This window comes from Methanocalculus sp. (genome assembly GCF_029762515.1).
GTDB lineage: Archaea > Halobacteriota > Methanomicrobia > Methanomicrobiales > Methanocorpusculaceae > Methanocalculus.
Map to the genome: position 1 here is coordinate 1 of NZ_JARVGN010000330.1, position 2,613 is coordinate 2,613.

At 43.4% G+C, this 2,613-nt stretch carries 1 protein-coding gene; it reads left to right on the forward strand.

Annotated elements, in window-relative coordinates:
* Nucleotides 1-259: 259 nt before the first annotated feature.
* Nucleotides 260-2,613: AAA domain-containing protein (locus QCH34_RS10425; protein ID WP_300333829.1), on the forward strand; the 2,354-nt coding region annotated here is incomplete at its 3' end.

A 2,613-nucleotide genomic window follows, 5' to 3' on the forward strand; every position in this document is an offset into this window, starting at 1 on the left:
GGCCTCAACCTGATCCGTGTACACAATACGGGGATTCCCCGGCGATGGAACACTCATGAGGAGAACCTCCTCTGCAGTAATCCATGCATGAAAATTGGGTTGATCTGGGTGTCATAAAGAGGTGAACCGGGCATCGTACAATAAACGAACAAGCATTAAGAATTGGAATTCAGTGCCTAAGGGATTCACTGACAAATGATATGCTCTATACATTCCTCTTTTATTGAAATAAAAACATTTAAGGATTTATTCACCGAGTTTGTTCCTAGAATCAATTATTCAGAAAAATGTTACCAAAACCGTCCTTATCATAAATCCAACCAGAATTGGGGGCATCATCACGGATTCAACGACTATCGGATATAAAGCAACTGCAGGAACATCAGATTTCAATGAGTTAATTACCCTTTTTCAAGCGGCCCTGGAGGAAGAAATTGTCCACGCGAAGAAAAAGAAGAATAGCAATAATTTCACGCTGAAAAAGGGCCATTTCATCTTCAATGATTCGGAATCCTGGGTCTACAGGTTCGCCATGGATGATGAGATCTCGATTCCTGACGACACCCCCGTTGAAATACTGCTTGAAAAACAGAATCTGACTGGTTGTATTGTCTCATCGGATGAAGATGGCATCAATATCGCATTTAATCAAAATTTGGGGGAATCGATCCCCGAAGTCACCATCATTAGTGCAGATTTCAAGTTAATTGAGGATTTGGTTACAAAATTCAACAATGTAAAAAAGGACGATATAAGCCTCAATAAAAGCGGATGCATGAACCTTTTTGGGTTCAATCCGCCCGTTGGATACAAAAAACCAGTTTTAGAACCGGATTTGTCCATCTATGACTTTCATCCCAACAGCGAGCAGAAGGAGGCGATAGTCAAATCTCTCTCCCAGGAGATCACGTTCATCTGGGGTCCACCCGGGACAGGAAAAACGAAGGTTCTCGGCGTCATTCTCGATCAACTTATCCGGAAGGGCAAACGCGTTTTGCTGACATCGCATACAAACCTCGCTGTGGATGAGATTCTCTACAAATACGTGAAAAATCCCGATTTTCAGGATATTATCAATGCGGGAAAAATTGTGAGGTACGGAATCGCAAGCAGATCCGATTCTGATTTCGATAAAATCCTTATTGATACGATTGTTCAGCAATGTGCTGCGAGCAAATTAGAGGAAGTAAAACAGATTGAAGAGCGCGTAAAGGAGCTGGAACAAAGTCTAGAGAAATATCAGAATGTGGAGATCCTGAAGAAACTTGATACCATCGATATATATGATCAAAGAAAATCCAAGATTGATGCATCCATTTTAGAGAAAACAAAAGAGATCAAGAAATTATCTGCAGAACATAACAAACTGTCTGAAAACCTGAAGGTTCGTAAGCAGGAACTGGAAAAATACCAGAATTCAGGATTTTTTTCGAAGGTTCTCTCAAGCACCAATCCCACGAAATTAAAGGCTGATATCGAACATATTGAGCAGAATATCAAATCTGTAAACGGAAAAATCGAGCAAAAAAGGAAAGACTCTGCATCACTTGAGAAGAATAAGGCCCGGGAAGTAGCTCATATCACGCAATTGAGAAAAGAACTCGAGACGATTGCCGCAGATCAGGATGTCTCTCGTGCTGCAGTGTTCACGAGAACGTCACTGAATAATGAAAAACAGAATATTCTGGGAAAAATCGATATCTATCGAGAGAAAATCAATGAAATTCAACAGGAAATCCATGACATTCGTAAAAATGTGGTAACCAACGCCCAGGTTGTGGGGTGCACACTCACGAAAGCGTACCTCGATCCCCGAATTTACCAGGGTACATTTGATGTCATGATCCTCGATGAGGCGAGCATGGCCCCACTCCCGGCGGTATTCTTTGCGGCAGGCTTGGTAGATCAGGGACACTATATCATTTCTGGTGATTTTCGCCAATTGTCTCCTATCGCCTCGAGCGAAGAAGATGCGGCAGCGCAATGGTTGCGACGTGATATTTTCGCACAAGCGGGCATTGAAGAAAGTACGAATAGTGATTTGGAAGACGACCGACTCGTCATGCTGCGAGAACAATATCGCATGCATCCGGAGATCATGGATCTCATCAATATCCCGATGTATTCTGGTAAACTCCGGGCAGGTGACTTTGTACTACAGGAAAAACCGAAAATCACCGCAAAACCTCCCTATGAAAACAAGGCGCTTGTCCTGGTAGATACATCCACCATCAACCCGTGGTGCAAACGGCTTCGTTCAGGATCCAAAATTAATGTGTATAACGCCGTTCTTGCAGTTCGCCTTACAAAAATGCTTCTGGAAGGAGGAATCAAGAATGTCGGAATTATCACTCCTTACAATGCTCAGGGAAAGCTGATTTCCAAAATGCTCGAGGACGAGAAAATCGGAAAAGAACATGCCATGGCGGCAACCATTCACAAGTTCCAGGGCAATGAACGTGAATGTATCATTTTTGACACCGTTGATGGTCCTCCCTACCGGGCGGGTAGACTATTGAGTGGCACCTACCGGGAATCTGAGGCAGGGAAGCTGATCAATGTGGCAATTTCCCGAGCCGAGGGCAAATTCATCGTAATCGGCAACAGCGCTTA